Below are 16,546 nucleotides of genomic sequence, written 5' to 3' on the forward strand. Positions count from 1 at the left end.
TCGCAGGAGGCGTCCCATGCCAGTCGTCCACTATCGCTACGCGAGGGTCGATGGTCGCCGGTTGTTCTTTCGCGAGGCCGGCGACCCGAACGCGCCCGCGGTGGTTCTGTTGCACGGATTCCCCACTAGCTCATACATGTTCCGCGATCTGGTTCCCGCACTGGCCGACCGCTATCACGTGATCGCACCGGACCATCTGGGCTTCGGCCTCTCCGATGCACCATCGGTCGACGAGTTCGACTACACCTTCGATTCCTTGACCGGATTGACCGAGGGCCTGCTCGACAGCCTCGGCATCAACAAATACGCAATGTATGTGCAGGACTACGGTGCGCCGATCGGCTGGCGGCTGGCACTGCACAACCCGTCCGCGATCGCGGCGATCATCACCCAGAACGGCAACGCGTACGACGCCGGCTTCGTCGAGGACTTCTGGAAAGGCGTGCGCGCCTACCAAGAACAGCCAACTCCCGAAAACGAGGCTCCGATAAGGCAATTCCTCACCCTCGATGCCACCCGATGGCAATACGTGACCGGTGTGCCCGAAGAGACGCTGGTGAACCCGGAAGCCTGGCATCACGACTACGCGCTGCTGTCCCGGCCGGGCAACGACGCGATCCAGCTCAAGCTGTTTCGCGACTACGCCACCAATTCGCCGATGTATCCACGCGTCCACGAATACTTCCGCTGCAGCCGCGTGCCGCTCCTCGCGGTCTGGGGTCGCGGTGACGAAATTTTCGGTCCGGCGGGCGCTCAGGCCTTCGCCGACGATCTGCCCGATGCCGAGGTCCATCTTCTCGACGGCGGGCATTTCCTGCTGGAGTCGGCCCTCGACGAGACGACCGAGCTGATCCGCACTTTCCTGGCGAAGGCTCATTCGGCCGCTTAGCGAAGACACTGACAAACTGTATGGGTTAAACGTCCCATAATCCGGTGCGCGAGCGGACTAACCTGACGCTATGGTTCAGGCCGAGCTGCAGGATAAGCGGCGTCTGACGGCCAAAGGGCAGGCCACCCGCGAGCGGATCGTCAAGGTCGCCGCCGAACTCATCCTGCGCGAGGGACTCTCCACGCTGAGCATGGATGCTTTGCGCAGGGCCGCGTCGGTGAGCGGGTCGCAGCTTGCCCACTACTTCGCCGACAAGCAAGCGCTGATCCGCGCGGTCGTGATCCGCCAGCTACACGTCGTGCTGGATTTTCATCGGCAGCCCAAGTTGGGCGGGCTGGAGACGTTCGACGACTTCGAGCGGTGGATCGACCTGAACATGAAGTATCTGCGACGCGTCGGCTATTCCGGCACGCCGACCTATCACGCGCTTGCCGGGCAACTCGGCAAATCAGAGCCCGCCACGCGCGAGACACTCGCGCAGGGGTACCGCGAGTGGATTGCGGTGCTGGAGAGCGCAATCCAGCAGATGAAAGATCGTGGCCTGCTCGTCGCAGCAGCCGACCCGCACGATTTGGCGCTGGTTATCGTCAGCGCCCATCAGGGTGGCGGCACCCTGGCCTTCACCTATCATGCCGATTGGCCGCACGCCGACGCCGTGCGATTCGCGGTCAACTATCTGCGAATGTTCGCCGCTCGTCCCGCCGAGCGAGTGCCGCGGCCCCCGCGACGCCCACGAGCGAGGCGACCCGTTGCCTGATGACGCCATCTCGCGGCTGACCCGAAAGGGCCGCGCAACGCGCGCACGCATCATCGACGCGGCCGCCCGACTCATGTTCGAGCGCGGGGTCGGCGGAACCAGCATCGACGAGGTGCGCGCGGCAGCGGCCGTCAGCGGTTCGCAGATCGCGCATTATTTCGACGACAAGCGCGATCTGACCCGAAACGTGATCGCCGCACGCCGTGATCACGTCCGGGAATTTCACGCCCAACCTCAGCTGGGCGCGCTGGACACCCTTGCGGCGCTGGATGCCTGGGTCGAGGCCGTCCTTGCCGACCTCGACCCGGTCTACCGTCGCGGTGGATGCGTATACGGTTCGCTCGCAGCCGAATTGGTCGAGGCCGACGCCGATATCCACGCCGATCTCGCCGACGGCTACGACCAGTGGATAGCATTGTTCCACCGCGGCCTCGCCGAGATGCGCCGTCGCGGCGAGCTTCGCCAGGACGCGGACCCGCGCCATCTCGCCGCATCGCTGGTCGCAGCGCACCAAGGCGGCGCCCTGCTCACGTTCGTCACCGACGACCCCGAACCGTTGCGTGCGGCATTGACGGCAGCCGTCGACTACGTCCGTTCGTTCGCCGCCACCCCCAAGCGCCGCAGATCTGTACCGCGCAAGCGGACTGGCTGAAGCAATCGTTCGCCGCCGTAGACAAATGGGTTGCCTGGCCCATAATATTGGGTGGATTGTCCCAATACGTCGACCTGAGGAAGACGCGCATGACCAACGCACTGCCCACCGCACCGGCGGTGGTGCGCGAACGACCGGGCGGCGAAACCATGCGCGCGATCGTGCTGGAAAAATTCGGCGGACTCGACAGCCTCGTCTACACCGACATCCCCAAGCCGCTGCCCAAGGCCGGCGAGGTCGTCGTCAAGATCCATGCATTCGGGGTCAACCACGCGGAGATGCACATGCGCCGAGGCGAATGGGCGGAGGCCGCGGAGGTCAGCGGCATCGAATGCGTCGGCGTGGTCGACTCGTGTCCGGGCGGAGAGTTTGAGGTCGGAGCCAAAGTCGCCGCATTCATGGGCGGGCTCGGGCGCACCGTCAACGGCAGCTATGCCGAGTACACCCGGGTACGCGCGGCCAATGTCGCGCTCATCGAGTCCGACTTGCCGTGGTCGCAATTGGCGGCGCTGCCGGAAGCGTTCTCGACGGCGTGGACGTGCCTGTTCCACAATCTAAAACTGACCTCAGGTCAGACCATCGTAATCCGTGGCGCCACATCATCATTGGGCCAGGCGGCCGTCAAGATGGCGGTGGCCGCCGGTGGTCGCGTCATCGCCACGGCGCGAAAGCGCGAGCGTTTCGGCCTGCTGGAATCGCTGGGCGTGGCACGGGTCGAGTTGGAGTCAGAGACGCTGGCGGCGGAGATCGCCGAAGCCAAGCAGATCGACGCGGTGCTCGACTTCGTCGGCAACAGCACCATCCTCGACTCGCTCGACATGCTCCGACGCGATGGCACAGCCTGTCTGGCCGGGTGGCTTGGTGGACTTGATCCGATCGGGGATTTCAACCCGCTGCTGCGCATGGCCAGCGGCGTGAACTGGAATTTTTTCGGGAGCTTCGTATTCGGTGAGCCGGGTTTCCCGCTGTCGGATGTACCCCTCCAGGACATCGCCGACCAGGTGGCCCACGGCCGGCTCGATGCGACCCCGTCGCGAGTTTTCTCGTTCGAGCAGATCCGCGAAGCGCACCAAATCATGGAGGCCGGCGAAGCTGGCGGGAAAATGGTGGTGGTTGTCGAATAAGCGCCAGATGATGGAAGCATGAGCCCATCCGTCCTGGTCTTCGACGTCAACGAGACGCTGATCGACATCGATTCCATCACACCGGTTTTCGAGAGAATCTTCGGCGATCCCGGGGTGACGCGCACGTGGTTTGGTCAGCTGGTGACGTACTCGATGACGGTCACGGCGTCAAGACATTACGTCGACTTCTTCACGCTCGGTCAAGGCGTTCTGCGGATGCTCGCGACCAGCCGCGGAGCGGACATCAGCGACGACGACGAGGATGCTCTCAAGCATGCGATGCTCACGATGCCGGCCCATCCCGATGTCGCGGACGGCCTGATAGCCTTGCGAGACAAAGGTTTTCGGCTCGTCACACTGACGAACTCGCCGCCTAGCCCGTTCGCTCCGACCCCGATCGAACACGCGGGGCTGGGTCACCTGTTCGAGCACCAGTTCAGTGTCGATGCCTGCCGGGCCTTCAAACCCGCACCGGCGCCGTACCTGTACACCTGTGAACAGCTCGGCGTTGCCCCGGCTGACTGCATGATGGTCGCCGCGCACATATGGGACACCATCGGCGCGCAGGCCGTCGGATTCAGCGGTGCATTGATCACCCGGCCCGGTAATGCGGCGCTACCGATCCCCGACTTGCCACAGCCGACGGTCATCGCGACCGATCTGCGGGATTTGGCGGCCAAGCTCACAAATCGGGCGGGTCCGACGTCTACCGGTTAGATAAGTGTCAACAAACACCGGAGGACATCGTGAACGCCACTACGACAACGACTCGTCACGTCGTCATCGACTCACCGATCGGACCGTTGACCCTGGTGCGTGACAACGACGGCCTGACCGGCCTGTACTACCCGGGACACTGGACCCATCCGGACGAGGCCGGCTTCGGGCCCCGGGTTGACCCGACTGACGACCACGGCTTCGACGACGCGATCACGCAGTTGAACGAGTACTTCGCCGGCACACGGCGCGACTTCGACCTGCCGCTCAATCCCGTTGGCAGCCAACGCGCTCGCAAACTCTGGCAGCTACTCGCCGAGATCCCCTACGGCCACACCACCACCTACGGCGCGCTGGCCCGCAGGATCGGTGATGGCATCAGCGCTCGTGTGATCGGCGGATTCGTCGGCCACAACCCGTTGTCGATATTCATCCCATGCCACCGGGTGGTCGGATCTACCGGCAAGCTCACCGGATATGCCGGCGGCCTGGACCGCAAGAAGTATCTGCTCGAGTTAGAGAAGGCCATACCCGTTGCACCGCAAGCACTCTGGTAGTTATGGCGAAGCTACCATTCGAGAGTGTAGTGGCCGGGCACGGCGCCACCGTCCTGCGGGTGGTACGCGCGGTGCTCGGCCACGCCGACGCCGACGACGCCTGGTCGGAGACTTTCCTAGCGGCGATGAAGGCCTACCCGGATCTGCCGGACGACGCCAATGTCGAGGCCTGGCTGGTCACCATCGCGCACCGAAAGGCCATCGACGTCACCCGCGGCACCGCCCGCCGCGCGACCCCGGTGCCGCAGACTCCGGACCGGCCGTCGCCGAACCACGCCGACGATGAGCATTCAGACCTCGCCGACGCCGTGGCGGCGCTGCCGCCCAAGCAACGCCAGGCGGTGGCCTACCACTACCTGGCCGGACTGCCCTACGCCGAGATCGCCCCACTCCTCGATAGCAGTGCCGCCGCAGTCCGCCGCGCCGCGGCCGACGGAGTTGCCACGCTACGACGCACCTACCCGCTCAACCCGGAGTCCGACCATGAACGGCATTGACCTGACAACGCATTACCCGGTCGACGACCACGACCTCACCCGACTGCACGCCCGCCTGGCGGCAGCCGCCGAGCAGCACGACCTGCTCGACATCGCTTATCGCACAGTCGATTCCCCCGTCGGCCCGTTGCTGCTCGCCGCGACACCAGTCGGCCTGGTGCGCGTCGCATTCAGCAACGAGAGCCACGACGATGTGCTGCAGAGCCTGTCCGACCGGATCAGCCCACGCCTGCTGCGCGCCCCGGCGCGCCTCGATGCGGTCGCCGGCCAACTCGACGAGTACTTCGCCGGACAGCGACACAACTTCGATGTGCCGCTGGATTGGCAGCTCTCCAAGGGCTTTCGCCGCGTCGTGCTCGAACACCTGGCCACCGACATCGGCTACGGCAGCACCGCCAGTTACGGCGCACTCGCCCGACTGTCGGGTTCTCCCAAGGCCGTTCGGGCCGTCGGGAGCACCTGCGCGACCAATCCCATCCCGGTCGTGGTGCCGTGCCATCGGGTGGTCCGCTCCGACGGCGCGATGGGCAACTACCGCGGCGGGCCGGCCGCCAAACGTGCGCTGCTGGACCTGGAAGGCGTCGCGTGACGCCCGCGCGCAACCGAGTCTCGCCGCGCGGCAACATCATCGCGGTCGCCGGTCGCGGAGCGTGGATGGGTAATCGCGGGCGGTTGCACGAAGGCAGCGGAACCCGCGACATCGTGCGCAACTACCGAAGCAAGGCCTGGATCACTTGCCTGCTGGAATTCAGGGGCCGCCACACCCGGCAGTGGGACCCCACGCACTACACGCCGTTGTTCTTTCTCGACGAGGCCGTCGCATTCGCCGTGGGCCACCGGCCCTGCGCCGAATGCCGTCGCCGCGACTACCACACCTACCGGCGGGCATGGCAGCAAAGCCGTGGTGGCGCAATGCCTTACGCCAAGGACATGGACGCCGTCCTGCACCGTGAGCGCACCAGCGGCCCGCACCCGATGCCGTGGCGTGCGCTGCCCGACGGTGTGTTCGTCGAGACCTCCTACGCGCCCGCCGTGGTCACCGCCGGTCAGCTCGCGGTGTTCGACGAACAGGCTTACGCGTACACGCGGCGGCTGCCCCGGCCGGTCGACGGCCATGCGTCGGTGCTCACCCCGTCCTCGAACGTCGCCGTGCTGACGGCAGGCTATCCTGTGCAGATCGCCAATTTGGGTTAGATGACCCATTCGGCGGTCCGCCGCAGTACGCTGTGAACGCATCCGAAAGGGAAGGCCGAAAGTGGGCGCAGCCGAACATACTTACGACGTCGTCGTGCTGGGAGCCGGTCCGGTCGGCCAGAACGCCGCCGACCGCGCGCGAGCCGGTGGACTGAGCGTCGCGATCGTCGAACGCGAGCTGGTGGGCGGCGAATGTTCGTACTGGGGGTGTGTACCCAGCAAGGCGCTGTTACGTCCGGTGCTCGCGATCGCCGACGCCAACCACGTGGACGGCGCGCGCGAAGCGGTCACGGGTGCGATCAGCCCGGCCGCAGTGTTCGGTCGCCGGAATCGCTACGTCACTGACTGGGACGATGCGGGGCAGGCCGACTGGGTCGACGGGGTCGGGGCCACCCTGGTGCGCGGTCACGGACGACTGGATGGGCCTCGCCGCGTCACGGTCACCACGTCCGGCGGTGCGTCATCGGTGCTCGTCGCCAGGCATGCGGTGGTGATCTGCACGGGAAGCCGCGCGGCCCTGCCGGATATTCCGGGGATCGCCGAGGCGAATCCATGGACGAACCGGAGGGGAACCGACAGCAGCTCGGTGCCGAGTCGCCTCGCTGTCGTCGGGCGGGTGGTGTCGGCGTTGAAATGGCCACCGCCTGGCGCGGTTTGGGCGCCAGGGTAACGTTGCTGGCCCGCGGAAATGGCTTACTGCCGCGGATGGAACCGTTCGTCGGTGAGCTGATCGAGCGCGGGTTCCGGGAATCCGGTGTCGACGTGCGACTGAATGTGTCGGTCACTCGGATGCACCGCCCAGATGTGAACGGTCCGGTCACCGTCGAACTGAGCGACGGCGGCAAGCTCGAGGTCGACGAGGTGCTCTTTGCGACCGGTCGCGCGCCGCTGAGCGACGACATTGGCTTGGAGACAGTCGGACTCACTCCCGGCAGCTGGCTCGATGTCGACGACACCTGTCGCGTCCGGTCCGTCGACGACGGCTGGCTTTACGCGGCCGGTGACGCCAACCACCGAGCACTGCTCACCCACGAGGGCAAGTACCAGGCGCGGATCGCCGGCGCGGCAGTCGCGGCGCGGGCCGCAGGCCGCCCCTTGGACAGCGCGCCGTGGGGCGCACATGCGACCACCGCCGACCACCACGCGGTGCCGCAGGTTTTCTTCACCGATCCCGAGGCCGCGGCGGTGGGACTTTCGGCCCATCAAGCCGAGCAAGCGGGTCACCGGGTCCACAGCGTTGACGTCGAAATCGGCGAGGTGGTGACGGGAGCGAAACTCTATGCGGACGGCTACACCGGGCGGGCACGAATGGTGGTCGACGCCGACCGGGGCTATCTGCTCGGCGTGACCTTCGTCGGCCCGGGTGTCTCCGAGCTGCTGCACTCCGCGACCATCGCTGTCGCCGGACAAGTGCCCGTCGAACGGCTGTGGCACGCCGTGCCATGCTTTCCCACGATCAGCGAAGTGTGGCTGAAACTCCTTGAGGCATACCGCGATTCGACGGCTGTCTAGTCAGCAACGTCCGGCCTCGGATCGCCGAGCCGCGGGCGAATCGGCCTGCGCCGAATGCCGTCGCGGTGACGACTACGCCCAAGCGTTCGTCTACTTCGAGGCGGCCTTCAATTTCATTTGAGCCTGATTGATTTGGTCAAACGCATACGCGACCATGTCGGCGGTGGTCATGGTTTCGCCCGTGCGGGCCAGCGACTCGTACGTCCGGTCGCCGAGAATGTCACGCAGGTGCGCAATCGCCGTGTTCAGTTGGGGATAACTCGCACGCGAGAAGAGACTTGCGGCGAATCCGCTGATGATCGCGGCCTGTTCGTGGTGTCCGAACCGGTCCAATAGGGAGACGAGTATTGCCAGCGGGTTGTGTAAGAGAGCCATGTTGCCGACGTCGTAGTAGCGGCCGATCAAGAGCAGCAGAGTTTCGAAACATTCGATGGGGTCACCGTAGCTAGTCGCAACAAGTAACACAGTTGACGCTGACGCCGATTCCATCTGTAGGTTGCCGCTCTCCTGAGCGATCGCCAGCGATCGGCGTAGCGCGTTGTGGGCCGCGGCAGGATCAGCCTCGTAATACGCGAGGCCGTGCGCCAACAGCGCGAAGCAAGCTGTACTGGGACTGCGTGCGGCGTCGGCGGCGGCGAGTAGGCCTTGAGATGCCGCCATCGCTTCATCGCCTTGACCCAAGAAGTAGAACGCCATGACCAGACATGCGCGGGTGACCGTTAGAGGCCCGGTCCCTTGTTCAATCGCACTGCGGCACAACTGCGCCCACCGCTCGCTCTGACCGGCGTGGGTGTACACAATTCCGGAAGAGTATTGCGTCTCGTAGGGCACCTCGTCGAAATCGCCGCCCTCCGTTAACTGGCGGCTGGCGTCGAGATAGCCGACGGCGTCGTCTAAGCGGCCGGCGGCGTAGCACTGCGCGGAGACGACCAACAGCTGCGGAAGCCGCCGATGTCTCGTCCTGCGTGCAGATTCGATGAGTTCCTCGGCCCACGCGCCGGGCTCGTACTGTTCGACCCACATGCCGAGGGCGGCCGCGCAGATCGCGAGAGCCACGGCGCTATCGAGATCGCCTTCGTCGGCGGCCCAACGGAATGCCGTTCGTAGGTTGGCCAACTCGGCGGTGAACCAGTCGTAGGCCTCACGTTGCCGAGGGCTGTCCCACAACGCCATGATGTCGGCTTCCCGACCGGCAAAGTACCGCGAGTGGCCGGCCCGAATGTCGGATGCTTCGCCACGGGCGACGAGCTGTTCCTCGGCGAACTGGCGGATGGTCTCCAGCATCGAATACCGAGTACGCCCTGATGATCGGTCGGCGACCAGCAATGATTTGCGCACCAGTGCGTCGAGCAGGTCGAGGACGGCGAGATCGTCGGCGTCGTCGAATCCTGCCACCGCGCAGGCGCTTTGCAGGTCGAATCCACCGGCGAACACCGAACACCGCTCCAACAGCGCCTTTTCGGTGTCGTCAAGGAGTTCGAAAGACCAGGCGACGGCATGGCGCAGGGTGTGGTGACGCTCCAGAGCGCGTCGCGAGCCCACCAGTAGCCGAAACCGCTGGTCGAGACGATCCCTCACCTCGCCGGCAGTCATCGACGCCATCCGGGAAGCCGCCAGCTCGATGGCCAACGGAATCCCGTCCAGGCGGCGGCAGATCTCAACCACCGCGGCCGCCTCGTCGGGCGTGGCCACCGAGAACTGCGAGGCCTCGCCTCGTGCGCGTTCGACGAACAGTGCCACCGCAGCAGAGTCGGTACCCCCGCTGACGTCCAGGGACGGCACCAGCCACACTTGCTCATCGGCGACCCTAAGTCCCTCGCGGCTGGTTGCCAAAACCTTCACCGTCACCGATTGCGCCAAAATCGCATCGACCAGATCAGCCACTGCCTCCCGCACGTGTTCGCAGTTGTCGATCACCAACAACCGGATCGTGCCTTCCATCGCGCCGGCCACCGACTCGCTCACACTCTTGCCCGGTTGCTGAGCAATGCCCAGCACCGCCGCAACCGCGTCCGGCACCGCCGTGGGATCGGTCACCGCGGCCAACTCGAAAACCCATACGCCGTCGGGGAATTCATCGGCGAGACGTCTCGCGACCTCCAACGCCAGCCGGGTCTTGCCGACGCCGCCGACACCGGTCAACGTCACGAGCCGATGACCTTTGACCGCCGTCTGCACCTCGTCGAGTTCGGACTCGCGTCCGATGAAGCTGCTGGTGGCAAACCGCAGATTCCCAGGACTGGTATCCAGCGTCCGCAACGGCAGAAAATCGGCCTCCAGGCCCTGGGCTCGGACCTGAAACATCCCGACCGGCGTCGGCACATCCCGCAACCGTCGCGGCCCCAGATCGACCAGATCCACTCCGCTCAGCAAACTCGCCGTCGACTCGACCAGCAGAATCTGACCGCCGTGGCCGGCGGCCATCACCCGCGCCGCGCGATTCAGCACCGTACCGAAGTAATCCCCCTCGCGTAGCTCAGCTTCGCCGGTCGCAATACCCATCCGCACGGGTAATGCGAGTTCGCGCTGCGCGGCAACCGCGGCATCAACCGCCGCTCGAGGCGAGGCAAAGGCAGCGCACACACCATCGCCGGTGTGCTTGAACAGGAAGCCGCCCTGCACCTCGATTGCCGTGCGCAATACGTCGTCATGCGCGGCCAGCGCCCGTCGCATCGCATCCGCATCGGCCTCCCACCGACGGGTCGAACCCTCAATATCGGTGAACAAAAACGTCACCACCCCCGAAGGTGCGGCCGCGGCTGACACGCTCACAGGATTTCACAAGGAAACCCGTCTTGCCCCCATGATCGACGGAGTAATCGATCAGTCCGGCCTCGGATCGCCGAGCCGCGGGCGAATCGCGTCCCATGGGTTGGCGTAGCGGCCCGGGGTATCGCGGTACGCGGCTTGGCGTTTGAGGAAAATCCGCGCGGCGGGTGCGATCAACGCCATCGGGTAGCGTCGCCATCCGGCAATCGCATGCATCTCGGCCAGCATGTCGGGCCACGAGTGGTGTTGGAAAGACAACGCCTGCTGCGCGCGCGACGTGTCCAACCAGTCTGTGACAAACCAGTTTTCGTCGCTATTTGGATCGCCGGGACGACCGGCGGGCAGCACATTCGACAGCCCCCGTGCCGCCGCCAGCGCCGGCCCCACATCCCGCTGCCGCTGCAAATGCGAGTCGTCTCCGGCTATCAACAGCGTTTCTCCGACGACGTCGGCCGTGGTCGCCGCGCCGAACGCGGTCGCTACGTCCCGGACGTCGACGGTATGGATGCGTCCATCGGTTGGCAACGTGTTCTCGAAGAACAGCGCGTCGCGGCTGAACGGGATCGCGCCCGGCACGACACTCAGCACCCCACCGAGCCGCAGGATCACCCACTCCAGACTCGAAGCGCGGACCAGGTTTTCGGCCTCGATCTTGTGGGCGCCGTAGAGATCCGCCGGCCGCAGCGGAGAGTCCGCGGTCAACCGCTCGGGATGGCGATGCGGATTGCGCGACCCGTACACGGCATTGCTGGAGGCCAAGACGAAGCGTGGCGGCCGCGGGAGCGACTGCGCAGCGCGCAGCAACTCCGCGGTGGCCTCCACGTTGACCCGCCGACCGAGTTCGCGAATGCGGTAGATGGCCGGCGGAATGACCGCGGCCAGGTGCACGATCGCGGCCGGCGACACCTCGGCGACCAGCCGGTCGACGTCATCCGGGTCGGTGAGATCGGCCCACCGGACCTCGGCGCCGGCCGGCAGCGCCGCGGCCGCCTTGCGCTGCTCCGGGCTCCCGAGGTCGGTGGCGACGACGCGGCGGCCATCCGCAGCAAGCCTGGCCACGACCTGCGATCCGACCAAGCCGAATCCGCCCGTGACAAGCACCTTCTCGGTCATGGTCCCTCTGATATGCGTCGACTCCAGCAAACGAACATGACATTCTCCAAAAGCGAGAGTATCATGCTCCATACGACGATCAGTGACGATTCGAGGGGCTCCAGCATGGCCGGCAGCAACGCGAACACGCCGGAGAATCGCGAGACGGCCAAGTGGGATCCGGAGTTCACCCGGCAGGTCGCCAACACCATCGGATCGGTGATCAAGCAGTACCACCGCGCCGAGGTCCGCAACATCGACAACATCCCGCCGACCGGTGGCGCGCTGGTGGTGTCCAATCATTCCGGTGGGATGCTCACCCCAGATGTATTCGTCTTCTCGCCGGCTTTCTACAACGAGTTCGGTTATGACCGGCCCGTCTACACGCTCGGCCACTACGGCATCTTCCTGGGTCCGCTGGACGGCGTGCTGCGCCGCCTCGGGGTCATCGAGGCCAGTCGCGAGAATGCTTCCGTCGCGCTGCATTCGGGTGCGGTGGTGCTGGTGTTCCCGGGCGGCGACTACGACTCCTACCGCTCCACGTTCAGCGCCAACGTCATCGACTTCAACGGCCGCACCGGTTATGTACGGACCGCGATCGAAGCCGGCGTGCCGATCGTGCCGACGGTGTCGATCGGCGCCCAGGAGACCCAACTGTTCCTGACGCGCGGCAATTGGCTGGCTAAAAAGCTGGGAATCACCAAGGCGCGCATCGACATTCTGCCGATCAGCGTCGGCTTCCCATTCGGGCTGAGCATGATCTTTCCGCCGAACCTTCCGCTGCCGTCGAAGGTGGTCACCGAGGTCCTCGAGCCGATCGACATCACCGCGCGATTCGGTAAAGACCCCGACGTCGACGATGTCGACGAGTATGTCCGTTCGGTGATGCAGGCCGCGCTGGACCGACTGGCCAAGCAGCGCCGATTTCCGATCCTGGGCTGAATCGGTCATTCCCGCGAACGGCCACCTCGTAAGTGCTTGCATGAAGACGTCGGCACGGAGGTGGGCGTGAAAAGACTCAACGGCATGGACGCCATGCTGCTTTACAGCGAGACACCCAACCTGCACACGCACACGCTGAAGGTGGCGATCGTCGACCCAGGACTAAGCGACGCGGGAGACCCAGCGTTCAGCTTCGACGCCTTCCGCCACCACCTTCTCCGGCGACTGCATCTGCTGGAACCGTTGCGCTACAAGCTCGTTGACATCCCCTGGCGATTACACCATCCGATGTGGCTGGAGAACTGTGACGTCGACCTCGACTACCACCTGCGCCGGGTCCAGGTGCCCGCCCCGGGTGGACGCAACGAACTCGACGCCGTCATCGGCGAAGTGGCGTCCACGCCACTGGACCGAAACCGACCACTGTGGGAATTCCACGTCGCCGAGGGGCTGACCGGCGGGCGGTTCGCGCTGATCGGCAAAATCCACCACGCACTGGCCGACGGCGTCGCGTCGGTCAACCTGCTGGCCCGCGCGATGGATCTCAAGGATGCCCAGACCGACGAGCGCGACAACGACGAGGCCGGCGTCACCCCGACGACCACGGATCTGCTGCTCGCCGCCGGACGAGACCACGTCCGCCAGATCGCCCAATTACCCGGCCTGATCGGCGACGCCGCCAAGGGCTTCGCCGGAGTGCGCCGGCGCGCCCGGGAGCGCGGCGACCACCCCGATCTCGCGGACGCGTTCGACGCTCCGCCCACGTTCCTCAACCACGTGGTGTCGCCGCAGCGCCGATTCGCCACTGCCGCATTGCGACTCGACGACGCCAAGGCGACCGCCAAGGCCCTGGGAATCACGTTCAACGACCTGATCCTCGCGATGGCCGCCGGCGGACTGCGGCGGCTGTTGCTGAGCTACGACGGCAGGGCCGATCGCCCTATCATCGCGTCGGTGCCCACCGCCACCGACAAGTCCGAGCGCGTCACCGGCAACGAGATCAGCGGCCTGTCGATTTCGCTGCCGGTGCACGTCGCCGACCCGGCCGAGCGGGCCCGACTGGTCGCGTTGGCCACCAAGATCGCCAAGGAAGACCACGAGATTTTGGGCCCCCGCCTGTACGGGCAGCTGATGGGTTATCTGCCGACGGCGATCGCGCCGGCGGCGTTCCGGTGGCTGGGTCGGCGCGATGCGCCGAACAAGATCATGAACGTCGCGGTCTCGAGCGTTCCCGGGCCACGCGAACGCGGACACTTCGCCGGGGCGCCGGTCAGCGAGATTTACTCGACGGGTGTGCTATCGCCCGGCGCCCCGGTCAACATCACCGTGTGGAGTTATGTCGACCAGCTCGGCATCGCGGTACTCACCGATGACCAGACCTTCGACGACGCCCACGAGGCGACGCAGGCGCTCAGCGAGGCCTTTAGCGAATTACGTAGCGCCGCAGGGCTTTCAGTCGGCAACAGCACGGTCGGCTTGATGGCCGAGCACGCACTGCGCTAAGCGGTCAGGACCGCGTCCAGCGCCGAGTAGAACAGCCCCAACCCGTCATCGGACGGCCCGGTCAACGCCTCGGTAGCGTGCTCCGGGTGCGGCATCAACCCGACCACGCGTCCGTTGGCCGAGCTGATGCCGGCGATGTCGCGCAGCGAACCGTTGGCGTTGTCGTGGTAGCGAAACACCACGCGGCCTTCGCCTTCCAACTCGTCGAGCACGTTGTCGGGGGCCACGTAACGGCCCTCGCCGGACTTCAGCGGGATCAGCAGATCGGCACCGGGCTCGTAGCGCGACGTCCACGCCGTCGACGTCGACTCCACCCGCAGCCACACGTCTCGGCAGATGAAGTGCAGACCCGCGTTTCGGGTCAGCGCGCCGGGTAGTAGGCCGGCCTCGCAGAGCACCTGGAAACCGTTGCAAATACCCAGAACCGGCAATCCACGCCCGGCGGCGGCGATCACTTCGCCCATCACCGGAGCGAACTTCGCGATGGCGCCGCAACGCAGGTAGTCGCCGTAGGAGAAGCCGCCGGGCACCACCACCGCGTCGACGCCCTTGAGGTCGGCGTCGGCATGCCAGAGGCTGACCGATTCGGCGCCGACGGCCCGCGCCGCCCGGGCCGCGTCGACGTCGTCCAGCGTTCCGGGGAACGTGATGACGCCGATTCGCGCCGTCACTGCGGTTCTCGGCTAACTGTCCAGTCTTCGATCACGGTGTTGGCCAACAGCGACTCGGCGATCTCGGCCAGCGCCGAGTCGTCGACACTGTCGTCGACCTCGAGCTCGAATCGCTTGCCCTGCCGAACATCTGAGATGCCGTCATGACCTAGTCGGCCCAGCGCGCCGACGATCGCCTGGCCCTGCGGGTCGAGAATCTCACCCTTGGGCATCACGTGCACAACCACCCGGGCCACCCGCAATCCTCCTAGTGTTTCGGCTGCTCGGCGCCAACTCTACCGGTCAGCACCCGCAGCGTCGTGCTAGCACGAGCCGAGGTAGGCCGCACACAGCGACGACGTCATCGCGTCCAGCACCTGGGCGTCCGAGATGATCGGCCAGGACAGCTGGACTGGGTCCGACGCCCACAACGTCAATTCGCTGATCGTGCCGTTCTCGGGCCGCGCGACCAAGTAGACATGCAGCACCGTCGGCCCGCTGACCACCGCAGAGAGCCGGTTCGGCTCGTCGACGGTGACCGACGGCGATTCGGCGGGCGCGCCCAGTTGACAGCCGCGCAGCGCGGCGGCGGCGATGTCGAACACCGAGGTCGCACTTGGTCCGGCACGGCCCGTATCGCCACGCCAGTGCACGACTTCGGCCCGCAGCTGCCATTGGCCCTGCGGTTGGTCCACCGTCGCGCGGCTGGCGACCGCAGCGTTGCGGGTGTCCTGCGGGAATGTCGGCGTCGCGCACACCTCTTCGAACCGGAACCGTGGCGTCGCAGCGCCGGTCATCGACACGGCCGACCCGGCCGGCGCCGGCCAGTGGTAGGTCGAGTTCAGCGGGATGGCCTCCGGCGAAATCCACGCCGTGTCGGGAATCTGGTCGCACACCGGCGGGCAGGTCTGCGCGTCGGCGCGGGCGGGGTGCGACAGCGACGTACGCGTGGCCAGCAGGACACTCGCGATCAGCGTCGCTGTTACGAATAGGCGCATGCCGCCGCACCTCATGAGCGCACAATCGTAGACATGCAACTCACGCATTTCGGTCATTCCTGCGTTCTTGCCGATTTCGGCCACACCACGGTGTTGTTTGATCCGGGCAACTTCTCGCACGGCTTCGAGGGCATCACCGGCCTGTCCGCGATCGTCATCACACATCAGCATCCCGACCACGTCGACCAGGAGCGGCTGCCCGCACTCCTCGACGCCAACCCGGGCGCCGCGCTGTACGCCGACCCGCAGACCACCGAGCAGCTGTCCGCGCCGTGCCAGGCGGTGCACGTCGGCGACGAGCTGGCGGTCGGCCAGCTGACCATCCGCGCGCTCGGCGGCAAGCATGCGGTCATCCACCCGGAAATCCCAGTGATAGACAACATTTCGTACGTCATCGACGAGGGCGGCCAACGCGCCCGCTTCATGCATCCCGGTGACGCGCTGTTCGTCCCGGACGAGCCGATCGAGGTGCTCGCCACCCCGGCCGCGGCACCCTGGATGAAGATCTCCGAGGCGGTCGACTACCTACGGGCGGTGGCGCCGGCCCGCGCCATCCCCATCCACCAGGCCGTCGTCGCCCCGGAGGCGCGCGGCATCTACTACGGCCGGCTCACTGAGATGACCAACACCGACTTCCAGGTGCTGCCCGAGGAAACCGGGGTCGCCTTCTAGGTCTGGGCGCCGAGCGTGCGT

The 16,546-nt window shown here is 66.0% G+C and carries 17 protein-coding genes and 1 pseudogene; 13 read left to right on the forward strand and 5 right to left on the reverse strand.

The genetic code is table 11. The features are described from left to right. The first annotated feature begins 16 nt into the window (after nt 1–16). From A5658_RS21930 to A5658_RS21975, 10 genes and pseudogenes are all read left to right on the forward strand, one after another. Nucleotides 17–889, forward strand: coding sequence for an alpha/beta fold hydrolase (locus A5658_RS21930; protein WP_067340031.1), 873 nt, complete (start codon nt 17–19; stop codon nt 887–889). Nucleotides 890–959: 70 nt separating this feature from the next. Continuing rightward, nucleotides 960–1,646, forward strand: coding sequence for a TetR/AcrR family transcriptional regulator (locus A5658_RS28970; protein ID WP_067340034.1), 687 nt, complete (start codon nt 960–962; stop codon nt 1,644–1,646). Continuing rightward, nucleotides 1,639–2,298 (forward strand): TetR/AcrR family transcriptional regulator, encoded by a 660-nt coding sequence (locus tag A5658_RS28975; protein WP_231997408.1) that lies wholly within the window; start codon nt 1,639–1,641, stop codon nt 2,296–2,298. The genes A5658_RS28970 and A5658_RS28975 overlap by 8 nt, the downstream gene beginning before the upstream one ends. Before the next feature lie 89 nt (nt 2,299–2,387). Further along, on the forward strand, nt 2,388–3,422 hold the full coding sequence (locus A5658_RS21945; RefSeq protein ID WP_067340037.1) for a zinc-binding dehydrogenase: 1,035 nt from the start codon (nt 2,388–2,390) through the stop codon (nt 3,420–3,422). 18 nt (nt 3,423–3,440) lie between these two features. Beyond that, nucleotides 3,441–4,139: a haloacid dehalogenase type II gene (locus A5658_RS21950; RefSeq protein ID WP_067340040.1), complete on the forward strand. Its 699-nt coding sequence runs from the start codon at nt 3,441–3,443 to the stop codon at nt 4,137–4,139. A 29-nt stretch (nt 4,140–4,168) separates the two neighbouring features. Further along, a complete protein-coding gene (locus A5658_RS21955; RefSeq protein ID WP_067340042.1) occupies nt 4,169–4,696 on the forward strand; it encodes a methylated-DNA--[protein]-cysteine S-methyltransferase in 528 nt (175 codons plus the stop codon). 2 nt (nt 4,697–4,698) lie between these two features. Beyond that, entirely contained in the window at nt 4,699–5,193 is a 495-nt protein-coding gene (locus A5658_RS21960) for an RNA polymerase sigma factor (RefSeq protein ID WP_067340044.1), read from the forward strand. Continuing rightward, nucleotides 5,180–5,782 (forward strand): methylated-DNA--[protein]-cysteine S-methyltransferase, encoded by a 603-nt coding sequence (locus A5658_RS21965; RefSeq protein WP_067340047.1) that lies wholly within the window; start codon nt 5,180–5,182, stop codon nt 5,780–5,782. Before A5658_RS21960 ends, A5658_RS21965 begins: the two co-directional genes overlap by 14 nt. Beyond that, the gene (locus A5658_RS21970) at nt 5,779–6,387 is read left to right on the forward strand and encodes a hypothetical protein (RefSeq protein ID WP_067340049.1); all 609 of its coding nucleotides are present in this window, start codon (nt 5,779–5,781) and stop codon (nt 6,385–6,387) included. The genes A5658_RS21965 and A5658_RS21970 overlap by 4 nt, the downstream gene beginning before the upstream one ends. A gap of 40 nt (nt 6,388–6,427) precedes the next feature. After that, nucleotides 6,428–7,899, forward strand: a pseudogene (locus tag A5658_RS21975) (NAD(P)/FAD-dependent oxidoreductase). Nucleotides 7,900–7,989: 90 nt separating this feature from the next. Here A5658_RS21975 and A5658_RS21980 read toward each other — a convergent pair. Together A5658_RS21980 and A5658_RS21985 are read right to left on the reverse strand one after the other, a co-directional pair. Beyond that, complete coding sequence (locus tag A5658_RS21980) at nt 7,990–10,671, reverse strand: adenylate/guanylate cyclase domain-containing protein (RefSeq protein ID WP_231997409.1); 2,682 nt, start codon at nt 10,669–10,671, stop codon at nt 7,990–7,992. A gap of 51 nt (nt 10,672–10,722) precedes the next feature. Continuing rightward, nucleotides 10,723–11,781 carry an NAD(P)-dependent oxidoreductase gene (locus A5658_RS21985; RefSeq protein WP_067340052.1) on the reverse strand — a complete coding sequence of 353 codons (1,059 nt, stop codon included), beginning with the start codon at nt 11,779–11,781 and terminating at the stop codon, nt 10,723–10,725. Nucleotides 11,782–11,886: 105 nt separating this feature from the next. On the opposite strand from A5658_RS21985, the gene A5658_RS21990 reads away from it, so the two are divergent. After that, nucleotides 11,887–12,702, forward strand: coding sequence for a lysophospholipid acyltransferase family protein (locus A5658_RS21990; protein ID WP_067340176.1), 816 nt, complete (start codon nt 11,887–11,889; stop codon nt 12,700–12,702). A 66-nt stretch (nt 12,703–12,768) separates the two neighbouring features. Beyond that, entirely contained in the window at nt 12,769–14,205 is a 1,437-nt protein-coding gene (locus A5658_RS21995; protein WP_197503182.1) for a wax ester/triacylglycerol synthase family O-acyltransferase, read from the forward strand. Here A5658_RS21995 and purQ read toward each other — a convergent pair. From purQ to A5658_RS22010, 3 genes are all read right to left on the reverse strand, one after another. Then, nucleotides 14,202–14,876 (reverse strand): phosphoribosylformylglycinamidine synthase subunit PurQ, encoded by a 675-nt coding sequence (gene purQ, locus A5658_RS22000; protein WP_067340057.1) that lies wholly within the window; start codon nt 14,874–14,876, stop codon nt 14,202–14,204. The genes A5658_RS21995 and purQ overlap by 4 nt on opposite strands. Beyond that, nucleotides 14,873–15,112, reverse strand: a complete 240-nt coding sequence (purS, locus tag A5658_RS22005) for a phosphoribosylformylglycinamidine synthase subunit PurS (RefSeq protein WP_067340060.1) — start codon at nt 15,110–15,112, stop codon at nt 14,873–14,875. The genes purQ and purS overlap by 4 nt, the downstream gene beginning before the upstream one ends. Nucleotides 15,113–15,178: 66 nt before the next feature. Then, nucleotides 15,179–15,853 carry an ATPase gene (locus tag A5658_RS22010; RefSeq protein WP_369830556.1) on the reverse strand — a complete coding sequence of 225 codons (675 nt, stop codon included), beginning with the start codon at nt 15,851–15,853 and terminating at the stop codon, nt 15,179–15,181. Nucleotides 15,854–15,886: 33 nt separating this feature from the next. Between A5658_RS22010 and A5658_RS22015 the strand changes: the two genes are divergently transcribed. Continuing rightward, nucleotides 15,887–16,525, forward strand: coding sequence for an MBL fold metallo-hydrolase (locus tag A5658_RS22015; protein ID WP_067340062.1), 639 nt, complete (start codon nt 15,887–15,889; stop codon nt 16,523–16,525). Nucleotides 16,526–16,546 lie beyond the last annotated feature (21 nt).

Origin of the sequence: Mycobacterium sp. 1245111.1 (assembly GCF_001673405.1) — a bacterium.
In the GTDB taxonomy this organism is placed as follows: Bacteria; Actinomycetota; Actinomycetes; order Mycobacteriales; family Mycobacteriaceae; genus Mycobacterium.

Excerpts from the sequence above, each read along its gene's own strand:
- A5658_RS21960 (WP_067340044.1), top strand. The coding sequence starts at position 4,699 with ATGGCGAAGCTACCATTCGAGAGTGTAGTGGCCGGGCACGGCGCCACC.
- A5658_RS21950 (WP_067340040.1), top strand. The coding sequence starts at position 3,441 with ATGAGCCCATCCGTCCTGGTCTTCGACGTCAACGAGACGCTGATCGAC.
- A5658_RS21965 (WP_067340047.1), top strand. The coding sequence starts at position 5,180 with ATGAACGGCATTGACCTGACAACGCATTACCCGGTCGACGACCACGAC.
- A5658_RS21945 (WP_067340037.1), top strand. The coding sequence starts at position 2,388 with ATGACCAACGCACTGCCCACCGCACCGGCGGTGGTGCGCGAACGACCG.
- A5658_RS21930 (WP_067340031.1), top strand. The coding sequence starts at position 17 with ATGCCAGTCGTCCACTATCGCTACGCGAGGGTCGATGGTCGCCGGTTG.
- A5658_RS21990 (WP_067340176.1), top strand. The coding sequence starts at position 11,887 with ATGGCCGGCAGCAACGCGAACACGCCGGAGAATCGCGAGACGGCCAAG.
- A5658_RS22015 (WP_067340062.1), top strand. The coding sequence starts at position 15,887 with ATGCAACTCACGCATTTCGGTCATTCCTGCGTTCTTGCCGATTTCGGC.
- A5658_RS22010 (WP_369830556.1), bottom strand. The coding sequence starts at position 15,853 with ATGCGCCTATTCGTAACAGCGACGCTGATCGCGAGTGTCCTGCTGGCC.
- A5658_RS21985 (WP_067340052.1), bottom strand. The coding sequence starts at position 11,781 with ATGACCGAGAAGGTGCTTGTCACGGGCGGATTCGGCTTGGTCGGATCG.
- A5658_RS28970 (WP_067340034.1), top strand. The coding sequence starts at position 960 with ATGGTTCAGGCCGAGCTGCAGGATAAGCGGCGTCTGACGGCCAAAGGG.